Source organism: Natronorubrum marinum (assembly GCF_052040125.1).
In the GTDB taxonomy this organism is placed as follows: Archaea; Halobacteriota; Halobacteria; order Halobacteriales; family Natrialbaceae; genus Natronorubrum.
This window is the reverse complement of the sequence record NZ_JBPPFV010000004.1, coordinates 83,009-106,001: the sequence shown is the minus strand read 5'-3', so window position 1 is coordinate 106,001 and position 22,993 is coordinate 83,009. Positions and strand designations below refer to the sequence as shown.

Annotated in this window: 19 protein-coding genes; 5 read left to right on the top strand and 14 right to left on the bottom strand. The window is 63.0% G+C overall.

The window, feature by feature from the left end:
- Positions 1–16: 16 nt before the first annotated feature.
- The 3 genes from ACSFC5_RS20515 to rhcD all read right to left on the bottom strand — a co-directional run bounded on the left by ACSFC5_RS20515 (position 17) and on the right by rhcD (position 3,535).
- Positions 17–1,162, bottom strand: coding sequence for a mandelate racemase/muconate lactonizing enzyme family protein (locus ACSFC5_RS20515; RefSeq protein WP_440767083.1), 1,146 nt, complete (start codon positions 1,160–1,162; stop codon positions 17–19).
- Positions 1,163–1,291: 129 nt separating this feature from the next.
- A complete protein-coding gene (locus tag ACSFC5_RS20510; protein ID WP_440767082.1) occupies positions 1,292–2,326 on the bottom strand; it encodes an LLM class flavin-dependent oxidoreductase in 1,035 nt (344 codons plus the stop codon).
- Between the two features lie 3 nt (positions 2,327–2,329).
- Complete coding sequence (rhcD, locus tag ACSFC5_RS20505; protein ID WP_440767081.1) at positions 2,330–3,535, bottom strand: L-rhamnonate dehydratase; 1,206 nt, start codon at positions 3,533–3,535, stop codon at positions 2,330–2,332.
- A gap of 533 nt (positions 3,536–4,068) precedes the next feature.
- On the opposite strand from rhcD, the gene ACSFC5_RS20500 reads away from it, so the two are divergent.
- A complete protein-coding gene (locus ACSFC5_RS20500; protein ID WP_440767080.1) occupies positions 4,069–5,103 on the top strand; it encodes a zinc-dependent alcohol dehydrogenase in 1,035 nt (344 codons plus the stop codon).
- Between the two features lie 107 nt (positions 5,104–5,210).
- Positions 5,211–6,071 (top strand): amidohydrolase family protein, encoded by an 861-nt coding sequence (locus tag ACSFC5_RS20495; RefSeq protein ID WP_440767269.1) that lies wholly within the window; start codon positions 5,211–5,213, stop codon positions 6,069–6,071.
- A gap of 9 nt (positions 6,072–6,080) precedes the next feature.
- Here the strand turns inward: ACSFC5_RS20495 and ACSFC5_RS20490 are convergent, their stop codons facing one another.
- The 5 genes from ACSFC5_RS20490 to ACSFC5_RS20470 all read right to left on the bottom strand — a co-directional run bounded on the left by ACSFC5_RS20490 (position 6,081) and on the right by ACSFC5_RS20470 (position 13,088).
- Positions 6,081–6,917: a fumarylacetoacetate hydrolase family protein gene (locus ACSFC5_RS20490; protein ID WP_440767079.1), complete on the bottom strand. Its 837-nt coding sequence runs from the start codon at positions 6,915–6,917 to the stop codon at positions 6,081–6,083.
- A 104-nt stretch (positions 6,918–7,021) separates the two neighbouring features.
- A complete protein-coding gene (locus tag ACSFC5_RS20485; RefSeq protein WP_440767078.1) occupies positions 7,022–9,247 on the bottom strand; it encodes an LUD domain-containing protein in 2,226 nt (741 codons plus the stop codon).
- Positions 9,247–9,759, bottom strand: coding sequence for an LUD domain-containing protein (locus ACSFC5_RS20480; protein WP_440767077.1), 513 nt, complete (start codon positions 9,757–9,759; stop codon positions 9,247–9,249). The genes ACSFC5_RS20485 and ACSFC5_RS20480 overlap by 1 nt, the downstream gene beginning before the upstream one ends.
- A 167-nt stretch (positions 9,760–9,926) precedes the next feature.
- A complete protein-coding gene (xacF, locus tag ACSFC5_RS20475) occupies positions 9,927–11,366 on the bottom strand; it encodes a 2,5-dioxovalerate dehydrogenase (protein ID WP_440767076.1) in 1,440 nt (479 codons plus the stop codon).
- Positions 11,367–11,432: 66 nt separating this feature from the next.
- Positions 11,433–13,088 carry a glycoside hydrolase family 28 protein gene (locus ACSFC5_RS20470; RefSeq protein ID WP_440767075.1) on the bottom strand — a complete coding sequence of 552 codons (1,656 nt, stop codon included), beginning with the start codon at positions 13,086–13,088 and terminating at the stop codon, positions 11,433–11,435.
- 159 nt (positions 13,089–13,247) lie between these two features.
- Between ACSFC5_RS20470 and ACSFC5_RS20465 the strand changes: the two genes are divergently transcribed.
- Positions 13,248–15,314 (top strand): RICIN domain-containing protein, encoded by a 2,067-nt coding sequence (locus ACSFC5_RS20465; protein WP_440767074.1) that lies wholly within the window; start codon positions 13,248–13,250, stop codon positions 15,312–15,314.
- A 205-nt stretch (positions 15,315–15,519) separates the two neighbouring features.
- On the opposite strand, the gene ACSFC5_RS20460 is transcribed toward ACSFC5_RS20465, so the two are convergent.
- The 5 genes from ACSFC5_RS20460 to ACSFC5_RS20440 form a co-directional block, all read right to left on the bottom strand.
- Complete coding sequence (locus ACSFC5_RS20460; RefSeq protein ID WP_440767073.1) at positions 15,520–15,696, bottom strand: DUF8005 family protein; 177 nt, start codon at positions 15,694–15,696, stop codon at positions 15,520–15,522.
- 3 nt (positions 15,697–15,699) lie between these two features.
- Entirely contained in the window at positions 15,700–16,881 is a 1,182-nt protein-coding gene (locus ACSFC5_RS20455; protein ID WP_440767072.1) for an ABC transporter ATP-binding protein, read from the bottom strand.
- Positions 16,882–16,887: 6 nt separating this feature from the next.
- Positions 16,888–17,805, bottom strand: a complete 918-nt coding sequence (locus ACSFC5_RS20450) for a carbohydrate ABC transporter permease (protein WP_440767071.1) — start codon at positions 17,803–17,805, stop codon at positions 16,888–16,890.
- A gap of 8 nt (positions 17,806–17,813) precedes the next feature.
- Positions 17,814–18,767 carry a carbohydrate ABC transporter permease gene (locus tag ACSFC5_RS20445; protein WP_440767070.1) on the bottom strand — a complete coding sequence of 318 codons (954 nt, stop codon included), beginning with the start codon at positions 18,765–18,767 and terminating at the stop codon, positions 17,814–17,816.
- A gap of 79 nt (positions 18,768–18,846) precedes the next feature.
- A complete protein-coding gene (locus ACSFC5_RS20440; RefSeq protein ID WP_440767069.1) occupies positions 18,847–20,328 on the bottom strand; it encodes an ABC transporter substrate-binding protein in 1,482 nt (493 codons plus the stop codon).
- A gap of 332 nt (positions 20,329–20,660) precedes the next feature.
- Between ACSFC5_RS20440 and ACSFC5_RS20435 the strand changes: the two genes are divergently transcribed.
- Positions 20,661–21,425, top strand: a complete 765-nt coding sequence (locus ACSFC5_RS20435) for an IclR family transcriptional regulator (protein ID WP_440767068.1) — start codon at positions 20,661–20,663, stop codon at positions 21,423–21,425.
- Positions 21,426–21,875: 450 nt separating this feature from the next.
- Here ACSFC5_RS20435 and ACSFC5_RS20430 read toward each other — a convergent pair whose 3' ends face one another.
- Positions 21,876–22,256, bottom strand: coding sequence for a hypothetical protein (locus ACSFC5_RS20430; RefSeq protein WP_440767067.1), 381 nt, complete (start codon positions 22,254–22,256; stop codon positions 21,876–21,878).
- Positions 22,257–22,290: 34 nt separating this feature from the next.
- Here ACSFC5_RS20430 and ACSFC5_RS20425 point away from each other — a divergent pair, with 34 nt between their 5' ends.
- Complete coding sequence (locus ACSFC5_RS20425; RefSeq protein WP_440767066.1) at positions 22,291–22,746, top strand: universal stress protein; 456 nt, start codon at positions 22,291–22,293, stop codon at positions 22,744–22,746.
- The last annotated feature ends 247 nt before the right edge of the window (positions 22,747–22,993 follow it).

Here is a 22,993-nt window from a genome sequence, read left to right as displayed (position 1 = left end):
AGTCGGCCATCCCCTCTCACTCGAGTCGATACGCGTCGACGACCGACTCGTCGACATCGACGCCGAGTCCGGGGCCCTGTGGAACGGCGAGTCGGCCGCCGGTGGGATCGAGCGGCGACTCGAGTAACTCGTCGCGCAGCGGGTTCTCGCTGCGGTCGAACTCGAACAGGACGGGATCGGGAGCCGTTCCCTCGGCGTGGGGGTACGACGAGAGGCTCGCCGCGAACTGGAGTGCAGCGGCCGTGCCGACGGCGCTGTTCCAGACGTGGGGCCGAACGACGGCGTTCGCCGTCGTCGCCAGTTTCGCGACGAACCGGGCCTCGGCGAAGCCGCCACACCGGCCGAGGTTCGGCTGGATCACGTCGACTAAACCCTCCTCGAGCAGTCGCGTGAACTCGAAGCGACCGTAGTGTGCTTCGCCAGCCGCGAGCGGCACGTCGATCCGATCTCGGATCTCGCGGTAGCCCGAGAGGTTCTCCGGCGGAACCGGCTCTTCGACCCACGTGAGTTCGTAGGACTCGAGGTCACGGATCGACGCGATCGCCTGTCGCGGCGTGTAGTTGCCGTTGTAGTCGACCATCAGGTGAGCGTCGTCGCCCAGGATCTCTCGAGCGATTTCGACGCGTTCGCGGTCGTCCTCTCGGCCGTGACCGATCTTGATTTTCGCCGCGGTGAACCCCTCGTCGGCGGCCTCGTGCATCGGCTTGGCCGGATCCTGCCCCCACTCGGTGAGATACATCGTGGAAGCGTAGGGGACGACCGACTCGACCTGCTGCCCGCCGAGCAGTTCGTGGACCGGCTTTCCGAGCGCCTTGCCACGAAGGTCCCACATCGCGACTTCGACGCCCGAGAGCGCGGACTGAGTCAGCGCCTCTCGAGCCGCGTGATAGCCGCCGATATCGCCGGTGTAGACGCGGTCGGCCAGCGACTCGGCGGCGATCGGCGAACTGCCGAGCACTGCGTCGGCGAATGCGTCCTCGATCAGCGCCGCGACGGCCCGCGGCGAGGCGAACGCCTCGCCCCAGCCGACGGTTCCGTCGTCGGTCTCGAGGCGGACGAGCGTCGTCGTCCGCGAGTCGGTCATGCCGCGTGCGCCGCCGAACGCGCGGCCGTCTTCCAGCTCGTGGGCTAGCGGAATAGCTGTTATCTCGGTGATTTCCATGGCACAGGTAATCATCTCGGGACGGTACCAAATACCTGTTCCCGGGTCGCGGCGGCAGTCCGTCCGTCCGCGCAAACACGCGTCGACTTCGGTGATGACAACCGACAGTGACGAAAACAGCGTGGTGGACTACTGGAACTGCGGCATGACTTCGTCGGCGAACAGCTCCATCCCGCCGGTGTCGGGGAAGTCGACGAACCAACCCTGGAACTTGGTGACGCCGGCCTCGATCCGGCGCTCGATCGCCTCGGCGCACTCCTCGGGCGTCCCCATGACGAAGTAGTCGCGAGCGTCGTCTGCAGTCTCGATGTCGGCCTGATCGACGTACTCCTCTTCGAATTGAATGGGGAGGATCAGATCGAGCAGTTCCTCGAGTTTCTCCTCGTCGCGCGTACAGAGGACGTGGCCATCCCAGGAGTACTCGATCTCGTCGGGATCGCGACCGACCGTCTCGCAGTGGTCCTCGATGACGCCGATCTTGTGCGCTAAGGTCTCCGGCGTGCCGTTGAACACGTCGGTGTTCCAGACGTCGGCATGCTTTGCGACGAGTTTGAGCGTCACCTCCTCGCCCTGTCCACCGACGAGGATCGGTGGATGAGGCTCCTGAACCGGCCCGGGATCACAGTACGCCTCGTTGATCTCATAGCGATCGCCCGAAAAGGAGGCGCCCTCGCCGGCGTCGGTGTCCCACATCGCCTTCAGCAGCCGGATACTCTCGTCTAAGCGCATCAGGCGCTCGAACCCGTCGCGGTACTCCCAGCCGTAGGCCTCGTACTCAGGTTCGTGCCAGCCGGCGCCGAGACCGAGCTCGAGTCGGCCGTCGGAGATCACGTCGAGCGTCGCGGCCATCTTCGCGACCAGCGCGGGGTTGCGGTAGTCGTTACAGAGAACAAGCGAGCCGAGGTTGATCTCTTCGGTGAGACCAGCCAGCGCCGACAGCAGCGTCCAGCACTCGTACTCGGCATTGTCGCGGCCGAGCATGAGGTGGTCGGGCGCCCACGCGGCGTCGAAACCGAGTGCCTCGGCTTTCAGGACGCCGCCTTTCGTCGTCTCCCAGTCGAGTTTCTCGTAGCATGGCGTATCGCGGTGGATCGGCTCGTCGTCACCCTCATCGGGAGCGCCCGCGAACACCGGCACGTTGTACTCGAATGTAACGTCAGTCATGGGTTACTCGACGGCGAAGTGTTCGAGGGCCTCGCGGTTCAACTGGGTGCTGACACCGGCTTCCTCGGGAAGTGGAATCGACCCGTCTTCGGGCGAGGGTGGGTTCTCGAAGATCGCGTCGGCGTAGGTCGACTCCTGTTTCTCCTGTTGTTCTTGGAACCACTCGGGCGTCGGGAAGTACTCCGCCATCGGCATGTTCGTGTGCGCCGCGATGGCGTGCAGCGTCGGATTCGTGCCGGCGTGGGGAATCACGGGCACGTCGTGAACCTCGGCCATGTCGGCGACCTTCATCATCTCGGTGATCCCGCCGACCCGGCCCACGTCGGGCTGGAGGATGTCGACGGCCCCCGCCTCGAGGAGGTCCTCGTGTCCCCAGCGGGTGAATTCGTGTTCGCCGCCGGAGATCGGCATCGGCGCGGCCTCGCGAACCTCGGCGTAGCCGCTGATGTCGTCGGCGATGACCGGCTCTTCGACCCACGCCATGTCGTAGGGCTCGAGGCGATCGAGCATCTTCTTCGCGTAGCCGACCGACCAGCCCATGTAGGCGTCGGCCGCGATCTCGAGTTCGTCGCCGACGGTGTCCCGAACCGTCTTGACGATCTCTTCGTTCTCTTTCATCCCCTTACGGCCGGCCTCCGGTCCGTGGAGGAAGCGCATCTTCATCGCGTCAAACCCAGCTTCGGCGTACTCCTGGGCCTCGCGCTCGAGTTTGTCCATGTCGACAGGGTGGAGGTTCGACGCGTAGGCGGGGATTTCGTCTTTGGTGGGGCCGCCGAGCAGTTCGTACACCGGCTTGCCGGCCTCCTTGCCCGCGATGTCCCACAGCGCTTGATCGACCGCGCTGATCGCCATGACGGCGACGCCCTTCCGGCCGAACGGAAGCGTCGCGCGGTACATCTGCTCCCAGAGGCGCTCGCGCTGTGTGGGATCCTCGCCCATCACGATCTTCGAGAGCGTCTCTTCGACGACGGTAGCGATGGCGCCGGTTCCCCAGTTCCCGACGCCGACCCCGGTGATGCCGGCGTCCGTCTCGACTTCGACGGCGACGTCACCCACGGGACCCATCCACTTGCGGCGGGCCTGGGGGTTCTCGCCGTCGACGTTCCGGTACTCGTCGTACTTCGACATGATCGTGACGAGGGGGAACTCGATAAACTCGCCCCACGATTCGTTGCTGATCTTGGTCGCGTTGATGGCTGTAATTTCCATAGTGGACAATCCCTGTAGATTCGTGTCGAGATGTGAGAAACAGCCATATAAGTGTTTGCGATATTACCCGGCAGACCGGCCGCTTCGGCCGGGGCGATCCGAGCCGCGCCGAGGGTCGCGCGAAAGAACGGTTCGAACCCGACGACGATCGCTACGTCGACGAACGTCGGCACGACTGTCGCGGAGATCGACCGCGCGGCGAGGTACCTCGAGTCAGCCATCGAGAATAGGGACGCGACGCCCCTCGACAGGTGAGTTCGGCCTCGGTCGAAACCAGCGACACCGGTGGCTGTGAACTCCTGTTGAACGACGCGGCCGATGCCACGCTCGGCTCCGTGGAGGCCGTTAGGGCGGATACGGGAAGCGGCTACCCCGAATTCGGTTTCGAGAACGGGGCTGGACCACGTCGGAGAAGTGAGCAGCTTCGGCAGCGGCCACGGCGTCTTCGGAGTGTCGGGAAGCCGCACCTAAAGTTATATGTAGGTGAGTAACCCAGTTATCGATAGCTCGACCAGAGTAAGAGGTAACCCTACATGAAGGCGATAGTCCATACCGGTCCCAGATCCATCGAGATTCGTGAACGAGAGCAACCCGTGCCCGACGACGACGAGGTACTTGTCCAAGTCCACTCCGCGGGACTGTGTGGCAGTGATGCACACGCGTATACCTACGAGGACGGCTACGAGTGGATTCCGATCCCGCGGATCATGGGCCACGAGTACTCCGGCGAGGTCGTCGCAGTTGGCGACGACGTGACCGACTTCGCGGTCGGCGACACCGTCGTCGAGGAACCGATTCACGACTGCGGTTCGTGTTTCCAGTGTAAAAACGGCCAACCGAACGTCTGTCAGAACTTCGAGATCACGGGGATGCACACCGACGGTGCCTACACCGAGTACACGACGGTCCACCCGCGTGACCTCCACCACGTTCCCGACAACGTCCCCCTCGGTCAGGCAGCCATCACCGAACCGCTCAGCATCGCGACGCGCGCGGTGTTCGATCAGTCTCGTGTGACGCCGGGCGACACCGTCCTCGTCGAAGGTCCCGGTCCGATCGGGGTCTTCGTCGCCGCCGTCGCGGACTCGATGGGTGCCGACGTGCTCGTCTCCGGACTGGGCAAAGACACCGAGTATCGCCTGCCGCTGGTCGAAGCACTCGGCATCGACACAGTCGACGTTGAGACGAGCGACCTCGAGGCAGTCGTCGACGCTCAGACGGACGGTATCGGTTTCGACGCGGTGTTCGACACCACCGGTCACGAGAGCGGCATCGAGATGGCTATCGAGCACGTCCGCAAGGGCGGCCAGGTCGTCGTCGTCGGGCTTCCCGGTGCCCCGAGTGAAGTCTTCATGACGCCGGTCGTTCGCGGCGAGGTCGAGCTGAACACCTCCTACGGTTCGACCTGGACGAACTTCGAGCAAGCCATTCGGCTGCTGTCCGAGGGCGCAATCGACGCCGAGGCGATCGTGGATCGCTCCTTTAGCATCGACGAGCCGACAGCCGCATTCGAGGCCTTCCTCGAGTCCGAAACTTGCAAGCCGGTCTTTTCGTTCGCGGACTACTAACCCCAGTCAGGTCCCATAGCAACCTGTCTGTTTCTCAGCTCGTAGCGTGAGCCACGGGTCAACACAACGTTTAGTACGGCGCGACACGTCGCCAACCGTACGCGATGGTGCTGGATACCCACACGCACGCCTGGACGCGACCGACTCGAGACCACCCCTGGGTGAACGGCCCGCTGGTCGACGTCGTCGACGAGTTCAGCGTCGACGCCGTCTACACCGCCGAAAAGCTACTCGACGATATGGACGCCGTCGGCGTCGACGAGGCCGTCGTCGTCGGCTACCCGATCTGTGAGTGGACCGACAACGCGTACACGCTCGAGTGCGTCGAGAAACACGACGCGCTCTCGGGAATCGTCATGCTCGATCAGTTCGCCGACGGCGCGGCCGACCGGCTGCGCACGCAGATGGCCGTCGACGGGATTCTCGGCTTCCGTCTCGGCGCGATCTGTCCGTACGATCGGATGTGGGAGACGTTCGACCCCGAGGTCGAGTGGCTCCGCGACGCCATCGACGAAACCGAATTTTGGGAGACTGCTCGCGAGACCGATGCGCTGGTACAGCTCCTCGCGCACGTCGACCAGCTCGATCAGGTTCGCGAACTGGTCGAAACTTATCCCGACCTCAGGTACGCGCTCGATCACTTCTGTCATGCTGACCCGTCGGTTGCACCGGACGACGCGTTCGCCGACCTCGAGGCCCTCGCGGAATACGACGTGGCCGTGAAGATTTCCGAGGTCGTCCACCGATCCGAAGAGGGGTTCCCGTACCACGATATGCACGACCACGTCCGCTGGCTGCTCGAGACCTTCGGCCGCGAACGAGTCGTGTGGGGCTCCGACTTTCCAAATGTTAGTGACGAAGCACGCTACGAGGAGAGCCTGCAGTGGCTCGAGCACGTGGACTGTCTCTCGAAAACCGACCGCGAGTGGCTGACGGGTCGATCGTTCAGAGATCTATCCGGAATCTAACTCGGAGGCTTATTGGCCGACGACGTAGTTCTCGAGCGTGCCGATTCCCTCGATTTCGGCTTCGACCGTGTCACCGGGCGCGAGCAGTTCCGGCGGGTCGCGGAAGATGCCGACGCCGCCCGGGGTGCCGGTGGAGATGACGGTACCGGGCTGTAAGGTCATTCTGTGACTGAGGTACTCGATCGTGTCGCCGACGTCGAAGATGAACTCCGCGGTGGAGGACTCCTGTTTGACCTCGCCGTTGAGACGAAGTTCCACGTCGACGTTGTTCGCGTCGATATCTTCCGGCGCGGTCAGCGCTGGCCCCATCGGCGCGAACGTATCGTAGCTCTTGCCACGGAAGAACTGGCCGTCCTCGAACTGGGCGTCGCGTGCGCTCACGTCGTTGACGACCGTGTAGCCCGCGACGTACTCTTCGGCCTCGTCGGCCGAGACGTCGCACGCCGTGCGCCCGATGACGATCCCGAGTTCGACCTCGTAGTCGACCTGCTCGACGTCGTCGGGATGGACGATCGGCGCGTCCGGGTCGGTGACGCTCGAGGGATATTTCGTGAACAGCATCGGTTTCTCGGGAATCTCTTCGTCCTGCTCCTCGGCGTGATCGTAATAGTTCAGACCGACGCAGATGATCCCCTCGACGGATGGGATCGGTGCGAGATACTCCTCTGGCTCGTCGATTTCCGGCAGTTCGCCGGTCTCGACGGCGCGACGGACCCGGCGGCGGTAGCCGGGCGTCGCGAGGTCCTCAATGGTCGGTACGCCGAATCGGTCCAGTCCGTAGGTCTGATCGTCGACGGATACGCCCCAGCGGACGCCGCCGCTGGTCGCGAATCGAACGAATTGCATCGTTTCGAGATTCCGGTCCGGGATATTGAATCTTTCTCTCGCCCCCCGTCAACTGGGCCGGACCAGCGACCGTGGTCTGACCGACTCGAGAATCGATCGACCCCTCAGACCGACCCGTCCGGGTCCACGAGCGAGATCGGATGTCGTGGCTGGCGGGAGAGCAGGCCGTCCAGTTGCTCGAGACACGACGTGCCGCTCGCGACGACCGTTCGATCGGCAGTGTCGGGCGTTTCAAACTGCTCCCTGAGTCGACCGCCGACGTCCATACTCAGCTCGTAGTACTCGCTCTTGTAGCCGAAACTCCCGGCCATGCCACAGCATTCGACGTCGGAGGTGACAACGTCGTACCCCAACTGGTCGAGGACGGTCGTGGTGTAGGCCTCGAGTTCGAGCGTCCGCTGCTGGCAGTGGGAGTGGTAAGCGATTTCGGAGCCAGCGCCGCCCGCATCGGTACTGCTCCGCAACGGCGCGGGATCGGCGTCGTTCTCGAGCAGTCCGAAGACGTACTCGAAGATCTCGTAGCTCTTCTCGGCGAGGAGCTCGTAGCGATCGGTCTCGAGCAGTCGCTCGTACTCCCCGCGAAACATCGCGAGGTCGCTGGGTTCGATGACGACAACGTCGTAGCCGGCCTCGAGGTAGGGCTCGAGGTCGGCCGACACGTCCCGAGCGTGGTCTTCCGCGGTGGCGATCATTCCCTGCGAGAGCGGAGCGCGTCCGGAAGCGGCGACTTCGGGGACCTCGACGGCGACGCCCAGGGCCTCGAGCGTGCGGACGGTCGCTTTCCCTCGGTCGGTCCGGACGTGGTTCGTGTAGAGGTCGGGGTAGACGACGGCGTGGTAGTCGGCGTCAACGGGCCGTGGCACGTCCCGGTTCCGGAACCACTCGACGAACGTCTCGCGCTCGAATGTCGGCAACTCGCGCCGACGATCGATTCCGAGCACGCGCTCCATGAGGAGTCTCGAGGGAAGCGTGTCAGCGACCCAGTTCGAGACGGGCGCGGTCGCGGTGCCGAGTTTCGCGAGCGTCGCAAAGTTCCCGAAGAAGCGCTTCTGGAGGTCGAGCCCCGCGGGTTCCTCGTCGGGGGTCAGTCCCTCCACGAGGAAGTCGAGTTGCCCCTCGTCGGCCCCGCGATTGCGTCGGTCCCGGACGACGGTGTTGATCCACGGAATGTCGATCTTCACCGGACACTGATTGACACAGCGCGAGCAGCCGGTACAGAGGTCGTTGAACGAGTCGGCCGACTTCTGGCCGTGGACGCCAGCCTCCCACCCGGTCGCGATGCCGCCCGAGTAGGTTTCGCCGCCGAAGACGTGGCCGCCGACGGACTGGAAGTTCGCACACGAGTTCGCACAGGCCGAACACCGGATGCAGTACAGCGTCTCCCGAAGCTGCTCGTCGTCGCGCATGGCCATGCGACCGTTGTCGAGCAAGACGAGGTGGAACTCCCGATCGTTGGGGTCGTCGGCGATCGGCTCGTCGTCGGTGAAGTCGACCGGTGGCGTCGACACCGGCGGCGAAAAGAGGGAGATGTAGGAGGTGATGTCCTGGCCCGTCCCCGAGCGCGCGATCAGTTCGACGAACGGCTGGAGATCCTCGAACGTCGGCACGATCTTCTCGACGCCCGCGACCGCGACGTGCGTGTCGGGGACGGCGATCGTCTTGCGGGCGTTGCCCTCGCTGGTGACCAGCGCGATCGAGCCCGTATCCGCCGTCACGAAGTTCGCGCCGGTCACGCCCATGTCCGCCTCCTCGATCCGCTCTCCGAGGTACTCCCTGGCGAACTCGGTCAGCTCCTGGGCGGTCTCGAGTGCTTCCTCCGGCTCGAACTGTTCGTTGAACAGGGTGGCGATCTCCTCGCGTGACTGGTGGATCGCCGGCGCGACGAGGTGACTGGGCGCCTCGTCGGCTACCTGTAGGACAAACTCGCCGAGGTCAGTCTCCCAGACGTCACAGCCCTCGGCCTCGAGGTGTTCGTTGAGATCGATCTCCTCGGTCGTCATTGACTTGGACTTGACGACGGTCTCAGCAGCCTGCTCGCGGGCGAGTGCTTGGACGTATCGGTTCGCGTCAGCGGCGTCGTCAGCGACGTAGACGGTGCCCCCGTTCGCTTCGACAGACTCTCGAACCTGTTCGATCAGTTCGGGGAGGCGTTCGATCGCGTCTTCCTTGATCTCGCGTGCGCGGTCCTTGTACGCGTCGTAATCCTCGAGTCGGGCGACGGACTCGTAGCGGCCTTCGTTGAACCCGCGGGCGTTGCGTTCGACGCTGTCGCCCTCCGTCGCCATAATGTGTCGAATTCGTTCGGCCTTCTCGGCTCTCTCGCTCGACATTATGCCTCCGCGTCCTCCACGACGACCGCGTGGGTCTCTCGCGGCCCGTGGACGCCGTAGACGAGTTCGCCCATGTCTGCGGTCGCGCTCGGACCGGTCGCGATCACGGCGTCGTCGTGGCCGTCGCGGAAGCGCTCGCCCAACCGCTCGAACGCCGCAGCCATGTCGGGGACGAGGTCCCGCTCGCGAACGACGATCACGTGTCGGTCGGGGAAGAGACCCGCAAGTTCAGCGCCCGCCGGCGTCGACTCGAGGACGACCGAGCCGTAGTCGGCGACGCCGAGTGCGGCGGCCGTCACGCCACAGGCCGCCTCGCGGAGCTGGTCGGGCGTCGGCTCGAGGACGATATCCATCCCCTCGAGCGTGATGTCATCGAAGGGGAGCGACGCGCCGATGGCGGGCCGGTCGATGACGTCGGCGAGCGTCTCCTGAAACGCCGCCGGTGTGGTCCGGGTGACGCCCGTCCGGACGGTTTCGAGGTTCGTTTCGAACGTCTCTAGTTGAGTCGTCATTCTTGTGCGTGACTAACGGATGCCACGGATTTGGGTCTTGTCATTGACCATCACGTCGGGACGAACGATCGGCGACGAAAACCGTCGACTCGAGGCAGGTTTCGAGCCGCTCGATCAGTACGGATCGGTGTGGTTCACAGCGACGTCTCGATCAGTAGTCGTCTCGATCAGTAGTTGTCGTAGACGGTCTTCTCGATCGTGTAGAACTCCAGGCCTTCGTCGCCCTGTTCGCGCCAGGTCTCGCTCGAGGAGGCCTTCATCCCACCGAAGGGCACATGAAGTTCGAGGCCCGTCGTCTTCGCGTTGACCTTGGCGACGCCCGCCTCGATCTCGTCGATAAAGCGGTTCGCCTCGGTGTGATCGTCCGTGACGATACTCGCCGAGAGCCCGTAGTCGACGTCGTTGGCCACCGCGAGCGCGTCGTCGAAGTCCTCAACCTCCAGCACGGCGAGGACCGGACCGAACACCTCCTCCTGGGCGAGGCGACTCGACGGCTCGACGTCCGCGAAGACCGTCGGCTCGACGTAGTAGCCCGCCCGGTCGAGCGCCGAGCCGCCGGTTTCGAGCGCTGCACCCTCCTCCTGTGCGATGTCGATGTACTCGAGGGTGCTCTCGAGTTCGTCTTTCGAAACGTGTGGCCCCATATCCGATTCCTCGAGTCCCGGACCGGGTTCGATCGCCGCAGCGCGCTCGACGACTGCCTCGACGAACTCGTCGTAAACGTCCGTGTGGACGATCGCGCGTGAGCAGGCGGTACAGGCCTGGCCGGTGACGCCGAACGCGCCCGCGGCGACGATGTCGGCGGCCTCGTCGACGTCGGCGCTGTCGGCGACGATGGTCGGGTTCTTCCCCCCCATCTCGAGTTGAACGCGCTTGCCGTCCTCGGTCGCCTGCTCGTAGACGGTGTTGCCGACCGCGGTGGAGCCGGTAAAGGAGATCGCGTCGACACCCTCGCTGGTGACGAGTTCCTCGCCGACGCTGCTTCCGGGACCGGTGACGACGTTGGCGACGCCGTCCGGAAGCCCCGCTTCGTCGAGGGCCTCGAAGATCGCGTGGGCGACGCCGGGGGCCTGCGATGCCGGCTTGAGCACGGCGACGTTACCGGTCGCGAGCGCGGGTGCGAGCTTCCAGGCCGGAATCGCGATCGGGTAGTTCCACGGCGTGATCAGGCCGACGACACCGAGGGGCTCTTTGACGGTATAGAGGGTCGTCTGCGGGCCGCTCGCGCTCTTAACCGTCCCGCCGAGGTCGTGCGTCTTCGCGCCGTAGTAGCTGAAGATGTCGATCGCCCGCTGGACTTCGCCGCCGGCCTCGCCTCGCGTCTTGCCTTCTTCGCGTACCAGCAGTTCGGTCAGTTCCGCCTTCCGGTCGGCGAGGATGCGGCTGGTTTCCGTGAGGATCGCGCCGCGTTCGGGACCCGGCGTCGCCGCCCACTCCTCGGCCGCGTTCGAAGCGGCCTCGATGGCCCTGTGGGCGTCTGCGGCGTTTGATTGCTGATAGCGTGCGACGATCTCGTCCGGCGAGGCCGGGTTCTCAACCGAGACGGTCTCGCCAGTTTCCGATTCGATCCACTCTCCGTCGACGTAATTGCGTTGCTCGACAGCCATCATCGAATACTACTCGAACTGACGCATAACGATTTCGGTCGTCGGGCGAGTCAGGCCCGCATGTCGTCACAGCGGCGGCACGTTGCCGACCGTCGAATAGCCGACGGCACCGTCGGTCGGCGTCTCGGCGTCGGTGAGGTCGTTGGTCGCGAGCAGCCGTTCGTCGGCGCAGTCCGTCGTCGAGAGGAAGGTTTCCGTGCCGGGACTCGCTCTGCAGTTTCGAATCGTACTTCGAGTCGTTCGCTCGAGCGCGATCGCCGCGTCGACCCCGGCTGAATTTTCACGCGCGACGGCCGCTTGCCGGCCCGCAACCCCGTCGATCACGAGTTCGTCGACGTCGACACAGCGAACGCCGTGGGCGAAGTGGTCGGGCACCTCGCCGGTCCACTCGAGAGCCACGTCACGCAGTTCGAGGTCGACGACGTTCTCGCAGTGCACACCCGAGATCCGTGCTTCGTAAATGGGGGCCATCACTGCAGTCGGCTGGAGGTCGATATTCCCCCCGACTGCGTCCGCGTGGCGGCTGCCGGCGATCGACAGCGATATCGACTCGAGGCGAACGTCCTCGAGGGTCGCGTCCGCGTGCCCGTAGACGAGCACGCCGTTTTCGGCGGCAGCGGTGACGTTCGCAAATCGAATATCGCGGACCGTCCCGAGGTTGGTCCCCTCGTCGCGCGGGACCGAGGTCACGTAGATCGGCTCGGCTTTGCCCCACCACGGCCCCGGGAGCAGCCCCGTTTCGACGGTGATGTTCGAAAATGAAACGTGCTCGATCGTCCCCTCGTCGCGGTGTTGGATCCCCAGTCCTCTATTCGAGCCGTAGACGACGCAGTTGTCGAACGTGCAGTGGCGGATGTTCCCGCTCGTTTCGGAGCCGAGCTTGATCGCACACGCGCTCGAGGCGAGCGTACAGTTGGTGACAGTTACGTGTTCGCAGTCTCGTTCGCGGTCGTCGTGGGAGACCAGCGTGATCGCGTCGTCACAGGACTCGATCGCACAGTCGGAGACTCGAACGTTGCGGGAGTTGCCGATCGCGATGCCGTCGCAGTTGGGAATCCGCCTGTGGTTGTCGATCGTCACGCCGCGAACGTCGACGTCAGCACAGTCGTCGAAGCTGAGCGTCCACGCGGGCATATCCTCGAGAGTCACGTTCCGGATCGAGACGCCCTCGCAGTCGACGAAGTGAACCATTGGTCCCGGACGGAACGCCGGCTTCGCGACCGGCCACTCCTCGAGCGTTCCGGATCGATCGAGATACGCCTCCCCCTGTCGGGCGCGATGTGGCGCGTTCGAGACGAGCGGGTGGCCGTCGCTCTCGCCGGAGTGTTGACGAATCGGTTCGTCCATGTCCATGAACTCGGTTCCCCGGCCGTCGATCGTCCCGTCACCGACGATCGCGACGTTTTCGAGGCCTTCGGCGAGCAGGAACGGCCGCTCGCCGTCGGGGCCGACGTGTCGATCCACGTACGCCGATTTCGATTCGGTAGGGCGGAGACGAGCGCCCGCCTCGAGGTGGAGCGTCACGTCGCTGCGCAGGTGGATCGTTCCGACCGTATACTCACCACTTGCCATAGCGATGGTGCCGCCGCCGGCGTCGTGACAGTCGTCGATCGCTTCCTGTACCCGTTCGGTCTCGCGGTCGACCGTCAACGCCGTTGCCCGCTCTGTGTCGTCGGTCGGCAGTATTCGAAATACGCCAGCAGACGCGGATCGCTTGGTCATCTCGTCCGACTTATCGCAGCGGACGACCTAAATCCCTCCGTTCAGGCTCGATACCTTCGTTTCGACTCGGTGCTTGCTCTACGTATCGATGTATGGGGAAGAATTAAGGTCACCAGTAATGATGTGTGAATGTGTCGCAATAGAGCGACATTGATTGCCATGAGTGATGAGAACCATCAGCGGAACGCAGCAGGGTCGCACAGTACGGAGACGAATCCCCCGGTGTCGATGGGTCGACGCGGGGCGATGGCGATACTCGGTGCCGCCGGACTCGGCGCGGCACTGACCGAGACGGCGGCGGCGAACGAACGCGGGGGTTCGGGTAGCCGAAACGGTCGCGGCGGCAGCGGCAACCAGCCGTGGTACGAGTGGGACGCAGACGTCAATGCAGGTGGTCACGCGCTGACGAATCTGGGAGCCCTCGACGTCGATCACACGTATACCGCGGCCAGGGACGCAGCAGTCGTCGTCTGGCGCGACGACGACGGCACCTATCACGCCGACGATCAGGACGAAACGATCGCGAGCGGTGACGAACCGATGGCCGTCGTCCAAGAGGCCGTCGACGCGCTCGGGGAGGGGCGAACGACGAAAGCGACGGTCCACGTCGCGGCTGATCTCGAGGTGAGCGACGACCACGAGCGAACGAGCGTCGAGGTGCCGAGCCACACCCGACTCGACCTCGCGGGAACGGTGACGATCGACGGCGAAACCGACGACGTCCTCTCGATGCACGGCGTCGAGAACGTCGAGGTTCCGCGACTCACCGTCCGCGGCGCGGCGAGCACGGCGGTCTTTGCCGACGATTGCTCGGAGCTGACCTTCGGACGACTCTGGATCGACGGGGTCTCGGTACAGGGGGTCCGAATTCAGGGTGGCAGTTCCGACATCCAGATCGACACTGCATACGTCACGAACACGGGACACCACGGGATCGAGACCTACGACGTCGAACGGCTCCAGATCGGACAGGTAACCGGTGTCGATCCGGGCAGTTGCGTCCTCCTGTTAAACGAGACGTTCGACGCGACCGTCGGTCAGGTCGTCGGAAAGAACCCGTCGTTCGACTACGCGACGTTCCGCCTCGCGAACGGCTGTCGGAACGTCTCGGTCGGCCGCGTCGTCAGCCGCGGCGGCGTCCGCGGACTGTCGATCATCACGGGGACGCGGAACGTCACCGTCGGCGAAGTCAACATTCACGACGGCTCGAAGGCCGGCATCCTGTTGGTCGACGTCCGGAACGTCAAGATCCTCGGCGGCGTCATCAAGAACTTCGACGGCCCCGGCGTCAACTTCTGGTCGCTCGGACTCATGGGCGAGTCTTCGGAGATCAACGAGGGCGTCACGCTCGCGAATCTGCGGATCACCGACGACCGCGACGAGCCACGCCAGCCGTGGGCGATCAAGGAGGCCGGCGCCTGCCTACACAACCAGTTCGTCAACAACGACCTCCGCGGTGGCGGCACCGAGGGCTTGATCGACGTCGCTTCCGAGACGACCATCGTCTACGGGAACGTCGGCGGCGGCATCGATCAGGGTACCGTCACGCTCGAGTCAGGTGCGTCCCCAGCGGCCCGCGTCGACGGCGTCTCCGAGCACTACCGGTCGACGCTCGAGGCCCGAACGGCCCCCTACGACGCGGCCGGCGCGGCGGCCGCCTGGGAGCAGTATCCGGAGTGGAACGCCGAGACGGAGGCGTGGGATCTCGTCTTCGAATGGCGCACCGATCCCGGCACGGACGTCGACGTCGATTACGTCGTCGACCAGCCCCGTGCGACGATCGACCGCGAGATCGATCGGGACGCGGTCTGGGAGGCCGGTACAAACTCGATCGAACCCGGCACCTACCGGATCGTCGCCGAACATAGCGGGCAGGTGCTCGAGGTCGCCGGCGGATCGACCGCTTCGGGCGCGGCGATCCAGCAGGGCGAGTGGGCCGACGAGCCCCACCAGCGCTGGGAGGTCGACGGCGAGATGGACGGACGACAGGGCAACTTCACGCTAGTTGCAGAACACAGCGGCAAGGGAGTCGCCTTTTCGGGCGACGACGCCGTCCAGGGCAGCGTCACGGAGTACCGCATGGAACGCTACGAGACCGGGTTCCAGATCGACGTCCCCGAGGGTCGTCTCGAGGTCGCCGATGCGTCGACGGACGACGGCGCGAACGTTCGCGCCGGCGACTGGGAAGGCGGTGCACACCAGATCTGGCGGTTCGAGCGGCTGTAACCGACGTTCAGCTTCGCTCGCTGCATGTTATTGTGTCGATGTTGGGTAGCATGATTCGCGTCTAAAACCGGTGATCCGAGTTCGGTGGTCGAGGACACTGACGAGCACGAATCGCGAAGCGGGGCTTCACGAAACGATCGTTCAATCCCACGGGACTGTGTGCGGAGGACGACAGCGAGAAACTCGAGTGACGAATCGAACGCCGTTACAGGTACTCTTCCGGATCGGGACGGTTGTCCTGTTCGTCGTCACGCAGGTACTCCCGCGCGGCCGGAATGAACTGATATCGCAGATCGAAATAAAACGAGACGATTCCGTAGATCCAGAAGAAAAACAGGACGACTGCCGAGATAATGAACAGCGCACCAGCAGTCGTCACCATCGCTCAGTCACCTCGTGCTTCTTCCGCGGACCCTGCAGCACCGCCTGCCGTCGCGGGATCGACGAGGTTGTGGGTGATCGCGTCACCGGTCTCGCCATCGAAGACGTGGACTTTTTCCCGATCGAAGACGACGTCGACCGACTCGTCTTCCTCGATGTCGGTATCGGGGTCGATACTGACGAGCAACTGGTTCGTCTCGTCGCTCATGACCGCCTCGTCGGTCGTCTCGACTCCCTGCGGGAGCAGATAGGCGTACGTCTGGTCGCCCACTGGCTCGAGGACGTCGACGACGGCCGGGAAGGATGCGCTCGAATTCGCCGGTTCGTCGTCGCTCGAGACGAGGTAGGCGTTCTCCGGTCGGACGCCGACGGAGACGTTTCGATCGACGTACTCGGCGCCGAGCGCGTGTTCGATGGCGACGTGATCCGACTCGATGGTGTCGGTGCCGACGACGCCGTCGAAGACGTTCATCGACGGGCTGCCGACGAACGTGGCGACGAACCTGTTCGCCGGTCGACCGTAGCACTCGAGTGGGGGCGCACACTGTTGGAGCTCCCCCTGATTGATGATGGCGATACGGTCCGCCATCGTCATCGCCTCCTCCTGGTCGTGGGTCACGTAGATGGTCGTGATGCCCAGTTCCTTCTGGAGTCGCTGAATCTCCGTTCGCATGTGAACGCGGAGTTTCGCGTCCAGGTTCGCCAGCGGTTCGTCCATCAGGAACACCGCGGGCTCGCGAACGATCGCGCGGGCGATCCCGACGCGCTGTTGCTGGCCCCCGGAGAGCTCCTTCGGGCTTCGATCGAGCATCGCCCCGAGTTTGACGATCTTCGCCGCCTGCTCGACTCGCCGGTCAATCTCGTCCGTGTCGAAGTTCCGAAGCCGCAGACCGAAGCTGATGTTTTCGTAGACGTTCATATGCGGGAACAGCGCGATGTTCTGGAAGACCATCGCGATATCCCGGTCTTTCGGTGGGTCGTTCGTGACGTTCTCGCCGGCGATTTCGATATCGCCGTCCGACGGCAGCGTCAGTCCCGAGATCATCTCGAGCGTCGTCGATTTTCCACAGCCCGATGGACCGACGAGACAGAGGAACTCGCCGTCCTCGATCTCGAGGTTCATCTCGTTGACCGCGATTATGTCCTCGTATCGTTTGGTTGCGTTACGAAGGGTAACATTCCCCATAGCTTATCACTCCTTTAATCCCCCGGACGTTAAGCCTCTTACGATGTGTTTCTGGGCGACGATGACGAGGAGCGCGACCGGGAGGATGCCGATGAGACTCGCTGCGGCCATCATATTCCATAGTTCGGTGTGCTGTTCCTGGAAGTTCAAGATGCCGTACACCAGCACGGCCCAGTTGCCGGCCTGCCCGTCGGTCATCATGAACGAGAAGAAGAACTCTCGGTAGACGCCGATGAAGACGATGATCGCCGCCGTCGCGACGCCGGGTGCCGACAGCGGAATGATGACTCGGAACAGCGCCCCGAGTCGCGTCGTCCCCTCCACGCGTGCGGCGTCCTCTAAGCCGTCAGGGATCTGGCTGTAGAACGTCGTGAGGATGAAGATGGTGAGCGGCAGGCTCAACATCGTGAACGGAAACACCATCGCCCACGGCGTGTTGTAGAGGTCCGGCGTCATGAACGGCCCGACGGTGAGCGCTCCGGTGAGCATCTCGAACAGCGGGATCAGATAGGTGATCCCGGGGAAGTACGAGATGAGCAACAGGAGCAACATGAGCGGTCCCTTGCCGCGGAACTCGACGCGGCCGAACGCGTAGCCGGCGAGGCTGCCGATCACCAGACAGATGACGACGGTGATCGACGCGATCAGGATGCTGTTGAAGATGTAGAGGTGGAGCGGATACTCCTGTAAGACCGTCACGAACACCGACGGCTCGAACCCCTCGGGGACGATCCCCATGTTTCGTAGCTGGCCTCGCGGCGTCACCGCGAGGATAAACAGCCAGTAAAACGGGAACAACGTGATAGTGATGAACCCGACGAGTCCGACGTAGAACAGCATTCGGTACGTATTGGCCGGTTCGTGGACGAGGAAGTCCACGATCCGACCGGCGATACTCCGATTCTCGGTCGAGTCTGTTGCCATCTGATTGCTCATTCTCCCACCTCGTCTCTGAACTGCACGAGATACACCATGACAATTCCGCCGATGATGATCGCGGTGAGGAATGCGATCGCGGAGGCCATCGCCCACCGCTGCATCCGGAACGTATCGACCACGAGGCACGTCAGCGTCGGCACCGTACTACAGCCGGCCGACGCCTCGACGATGCCGTAGATCTTCATCGAACTGATCGTATAGAAGATCATTCCGATGAGGACGACAGGCTTGATCAACGGTAGCGTGATTAGCCGGAACTGCTGCCACTTCGACGCCCCGGCGACTTTCGCGACATCGTAGAGGCTCTGATCGATGCTCGCCAGCCCCGCCATAATGATCAGGGCGATGAACGGAATCTTCCGCCAGACGTCGACGATGATGACCATCAGCATCGAGTCTCGAGTGCTGATCAGTGGGTTCGACGAGAGCAGTCCGAGCTCGTGTAGCGGCTCGACGAGGAAGCTGATCGACGGTTGGAACAGCAAGTAGAACATCATCCCCTGAATGACGATCGGAACCGCCCAGGGTAGGATGACGATCATCCGCGCGACCGACCGGCCGCGGAACTCCTTGTTCAAGATCAACGCCATGCCGAGCCCGAACACCGTCCCGATGAGGACGCTCACGAGCGTGATCGTCACGGTGACTATCAGCGCGCTCGAGAGCGGATCGCTGAGCGACACGAACGGATAGTTGAGCACGATATTCGCGTCACCGGAGAGGATCGACCGGTAGTTGCTGAGCCCTTCGAACGCACCGACCGGATCGGTGCCGTACAGATCGTCGCCGTGGAGCGAGACCCAAAACGTCCGCGCGAGCGGATAAAAGGCGAGAATCGAGAGCACGAGGAACATCGGCGCGATCAGCAGATAGCCGTACTTGTCCTCGTCCAAGCGCTCGATCCTGTAAAGCACAGGTGAGACCGCCCGCTGTACTGTCTCTCTCATTATTGTATACCTGAGTCGGTTGTGCTATATAGTCGTTGATGTTCTGGGTGGCCCACCGACACTATCGGTCAGTCCCACGTTAGATTCCCTCCGCTTCGATCGCTTCGACGTCTTCTTGTGCGTCTGCGACGGCATCTTCGGGCGATTTCTCCTGGTTGAGACACGCGTGGAACTCGCTGGCGATTCGACTGGACTGGGTGTCCCAGATCGGGTTGATCGGGTGAACCCATTGGTTCTCCGATTGGAGCTGTAGCGTATCGAGGTACCGATTCATGATGTCGACCTCCTGGGCCTGGTCGGACTCGAACAGTTCCGGCTTCGGGGGCGTCGAGCCCGTGAACTCGAAGATGTCGAGGTAGAACTCGTCCGACGTCATCACCTGAATCAGTTCCACGGCCGCCGCGAGGTGTTCGCTGTTCGGATTGAGCGAGAGATGCCAGCCGCCGAGCGTCGCGTTCGTGCCGCCGGTTCCACTGTACTTTGCATCCGCCTCGGAGACGCCGTACGGGAACGGCATCAACCCGAGATCGTCGCCGAGGGCGTCCTCGCCACCGAACTGCGCGATAGCGAAGGACCAGTTTCGGTGGAAGACCGCGTCGTCGTCCCCGAACGATTCCATCGACGGCGTCGTATCCCATCCGAGTGCCTCCGACGGCAGAAAGTCTCCGTCCATCCCGCTCAGAGCGTAGTCGTCGTCCGACCCGTGAATGAACGTCCGCATCATCCGCAGCGTCTCGACGATCGGCTCGTCGTCGATCGTGATCGGGCGGTCGCCGATGGGACCGTGCTGGTTTTCCATGTCACCGAAGTAGTTCCCGCCCATCGTGACGACCTTCTCGTAGCCGGTCTGGTGGCCGATCGTCCGCTGGTTGAGCGTCGTGGTGTAGCCGTGATCGACGTCGTTCGCCTCCATCGCGTCACTCGCGATTTCGGCGAACTGTTCCCACGTCATCGGCTCGGTCGCCCAGTTACCGCCCTCGGGGTCGTACCCGGCGTTCTCGACGTAGTCCTTGCGGTAGAGAATCGCCGGAATGTCCACGAACTGCGGAATGCCGTAGAGGCCGCCCTCCCAGCGCATCGAGTCGACCATCGTCTCGTGGTAGTCAGACTCAAGTTCGTCGAGTTTCTCCTGTGGCAACGCCTCGTTCAGATCCACGAGCCACTCACGCGGCGCGAACGCGGACGTGTACGCGAAGTTCGTCAGCATGATGTCCGGCGTCGAACGGCCGGCCTGCAGAATCTGGGTGTAACGATCCTGCTGGTCGTCCGCGCCCCAGACACCGGTCGAGAACTCGACCTCGATATTCTCGTGGAGGCCGGCGCTCCGTAACGACTCGATGAGCTCCTCCTCGATCTCGCCGAACAGTGGTGCGGTCGCGTACTCGAGCGTGACCTCTTCACCGTCGTACTCTCCGATATCCACATCCTCTTCGTCACCCCCGCCGATACAGCCGGCGACCCCGACGACACCAGCGGCGCTGGCTGCCGAAAGGAATCGACGTCGCGAGACGCTGTTGGTCTTGAATCTACGCACTCCCCTATGATTGGCTCTGCCTACCATACAACAGTAATGAGTATACCATTATATAAATATGATCCTTTACCCGTTACACTTGGATAAGTGCACGGTCAATGGCAGAGCCGATGGCGGAACTGGAGCTTTCAGGAGGAGATACGTGTACTCGAGAAACGACAGGCCCGAGAACGACTCAGGTAGTAGCTTGTGAGTGGCAGACGGAGCTGAGCGCGCCATCCGGTGTTACCGGACAAACGGTCAGTTCGCGCCGAGTAACTGTCTCTCGAACCGCCACAGTTCGTGTGTTTTGTCACTGCTTGGCACAGTCCGGTCTGGCCGGACAACAGTTAAATAGATTGTATTTGTACTAGGAGCAAATGTCGAACAAACCGAGATACCCGGTCCAGGCCGCTGCGACGACGTTCCGGATCATCGAGACACTCCACCAACTCGACGGCGCGGGCGTCTCCGAACTTTCGGAAGCGCTCTCGATGCCGAAGAGCACCGTTCACGATCACCTCCGAACGCTGACCGAGACCGAATATCTGGTCAATCAGAACGGAACGTACCACGTCGGTGCCCGATTCCTCGAACTCGGCGGCTTCGCTCGGAGCCAGATGAAACTGTATCAGGTCGCCACCCCCGAGATCAAGAAACTCGCCGAAGAGACGGGTGAGCACGCGAATCTCATGATCGAGGAACACGGAAAAGGGATTTTCCTCAACAAATCCAAAGGGCCGGACGCCGTCAACCTCGATACGCACATCGGAAAACGCGTCCACCTCCACACGACCGCCATGGGAAAGGCGATTCTCTCTCGGCTCCCGGAGTCGGCAGTCGACGAGATTATCGACCGACACGGGCTCCCCGCCGTGACCGAAAAAACGATCACGGATAGCACGGAACTGAAGGCCCAGCTTTCGGAAATCCGCGAGCGCGGCTATGCGATCGACGACGAGGAGCGCGTGCTCGGCATGCGCTGTGTCGCCGCACCGATCTGCGACGAAGACGGCCACCCACTCGGCGCAATCAGCGTCTCCGGCCCGACGAATCGGTTCGACGCGGACGCGTTCCGGGACGAAATTCCACAGAGCGTACTGAGCACGGCGAACGTGATTGAAGTTAACATGACCTACTCGTAGGCGTCCGCTCTCTCCGGATCGGCAGATTTAGCGGGATGAGGTGGGCGATTACACCAGTATACGAGGACATTGAAATCTGAACGCAATCGATTTACACTTGTACATTTGTAACGGCTCATTTAGAGCGAGCCGCGTACGATGGTGGGGTATACCATACAGTACCGCTCCGACTCGGGCCGTGACCGGTGATGAGTTCTTGTCCGGTAATACCAAACGGGTGTCGAGTGATACACGAATTCCGAACTCGAGCGCTGGGGCCGGTAGCGTCAGCGGCCGTCGACTGCGCTATCTGGCGGTATCGAGATACCATCGTCACTACGGTGTTCTCGAGTTCGCAGACCACCGGAACCAGTTCACCCTACGGTTTTGTGTCTACCGCGCCCCGGTACGCCGGTTAGCGGACGCGCGTCTAGACGAAGTGGGATCCGAACGGTAGTGAACGAACCGGTACTATTTCAGAACGACGTTCGTCAGCACGAGACGAAGCGACGACAGTCGATGCCCGCTACCCGAGCGAAGGAACGGCTGTGTGACGTAGTCTCCCAGTGAGCGTGTCGGCGACGTAACGTCCGATTTTCCGGCGAGACCGCCGCCGTAACCGACGGATCGTTGTAAATCGGCGGGAAGTCCGTCCGCCGATTCGGTGTAGCCGGCGCGACAGTTAACATCGCAGATATCCGTGACGAGCCGAAAGACGACGAATCGGCTCCGACCCACGACCGTATTGAGGTGCTGGCGGCTATCATGGTTCTCTTCCGTGCGCACGGCTCCGAGCGACGATTTCGTCTCGGCCTCCGTGTAGCCCCCTCGGGCGACCGTCTCCTCTCCCATACAGTTAAGACAACTGACCGTGGTGTGTTATACGATGTCATTGGATGCGATTCTCGTTGCGATCGGGCCGACGGATACCGACCGATCCGAAGCGATCATGGAAACGGTACTCGCGACGGCGAAGCCGGCCGATGCAACCGTCGTACTCGCACACGTCTTTACCGACGACGAGTACGAGCAACGACTGGCTCAACTCGATTTCGACCCGGACGGTGAAGCGGTGAGCCCCGACCGAGTTGCCGACCGCTACGCGGCGATTCAGGATCTCAAACACAGCCTCGAGGAGGCCGATCTCGAGTACGAGATTCGCGGTACCGTCGGCGAACAGGGGCCGAAGATCGTCGAGTTGGCGACCGAGGTCGATGCGGATCGGGTCGTCGTCGCGGGTCGTCAGCGATCGCCGGTCGGCAAGGCCGTGTTCGGATCTACCGCACAGGAGGTCCTCCTCTCGTCACCCTGCCCCGTCACGTTCGTCTGTAGCGATTTATGAGGCGAACCTGAGGCTGTCTTACCGGACAGCTCCAGCTACGGCCGTTTTGTGATCGACCCACCAGACACCGGTCTCGACTGCGAGACTTTCGAATTAATCGGCACCGTGGTTCGAGAGGTGGCCACAGTGCGGGCAACTCGAGAGATGCTGGTCCAGTGCGATCAGTCGCGCACAGCGAGGGCACTCGTACTCCATGGCGGTACGGACTATCGCTAATTACTAAAACGTTGCTACGACGATTGTCGAT

Coding starts and splice junctions, on each gene's coding strand:
- ACSFC5_RS20490 (WP_440767079.1), bottom strand. CDS start 6,917: ATGCAATTCGTTCGATTCGCGACCAGCGGCGGCGTCCGCTGGGGCGTA.
- ACSFC5_RS20485 (WP_440767078.1), bottom strand. CDS start 9,247: ATGTCGAGCGAGAGAGCCGAGAAGGCCGAACGAATTCGACACATTATG.
- ACSFC5_RS20430 (WP_440767067.1), bottom strand. CDS start 22,256: ATGGGAGAGGAGACGGTCGCCCGAGGGGGCTACACGGAGGCCGAGACG.
- ACSFC5_RS20515 (WP_440767083.1), bottom strand. CDS start 1,162: ATGGAAATCACCGAGATAACAGCTATTCCGCTAGCCCACGAGCTGGAA.
- rhcD (WP_440767081.1), bottom strand. CDS start 3,535: ATGGAAATTACAGCCATCAACGCGACCAAGATCAGCAACGAATCGTGG.
- ACSFC5_RS20510 (WP_440767082.1), bottom strand. CDS start 2,326: ATGACTGACGTTACATTCGAGTACAACGTGCCGGTGTTCGCGGGCGCT.
- ACSFC5_RS20480 (WP_440767077.1), bottom strand. CDS start 9,759: ATGACGACTCAACTAGAGACGTTCGAAACGAACCTCGAAACCGTCCGG.
- ACSFC5_RS20460 (WP_440767073.1), bottom strand. CDS start 15,696: ATGGTGACGACTGCTGGTGCGCTGTTCATTATCTCGGCAGTCGTCCTG.
- ACSFC5_RS20470 (WP_440767075.1), bottom strand. CDS start 13,088: ATGACCAAGCGATCCGCGTCTGCTGGCGTATTTCGAATACTGCCGACC.
- xacF (WP_440767076.1), bottom strand. CDS start 11,366: ATGGCTGTCGAGCAACGCAATTACGTCGACGGAGAGTGGATCGAATCG.
- ACSFC5_RS20500 (WP_440767080.1), top strand. CDS start 4,069: ATGAAGGCGATAGTCCATACCGGTCCCAGATCCATCGAGATTCGTGAA.
- ACSFC5_RS20455 (WP_440767072.1), bottom strand. CDS start 16,881: ATGGGGAATGTTACCCTTCGTAACGCAACCAAACGATACGAGGACATA.
- ACSFC5_RS20435 (WP_440767068.1), top strand. CDS start 20,661: ATGTCGAACAAACCGAGATACCCGGTCCAGGCCGCTGCGACGACGTTC.
- ACSFC5_RS20440 (WP_440767069.1), bottom strand. CDS start 20,328: ATGGTAGGCAGAGCCAATCATAGGGGAGTGCGTAGATTCAAGACCAAC.
- ACSFC5_RS20450 (WP_440767071.1), bottom strand. CDS start 17,805: ATGGCAACAGACTCGACCGAGAATCGGAGTATCGCCGGTCGGATCGTG.
- ACSFC5_RS20445 (WP_440767070.1), bottom strand. CDS start 18,767: ATGAGAGAGACAGTACAGCGGGCGGTCTCACCTGTGCTTTACAGGATC.
- ACSFC5_RS20465 (WP_440767074.1), top strand. CDS start 13,248: ATGAGTGATGAGAACCATCAGCGGAACGCAGCAGGGTCGCACAGTACG.
- ACSFC5_RS20425 (WP_440767066.1), top strand. CDS start 22,291: ATGTCATTGGATGCGATTCTCGTTGCGATCGGGCCGACGGATACCGAC.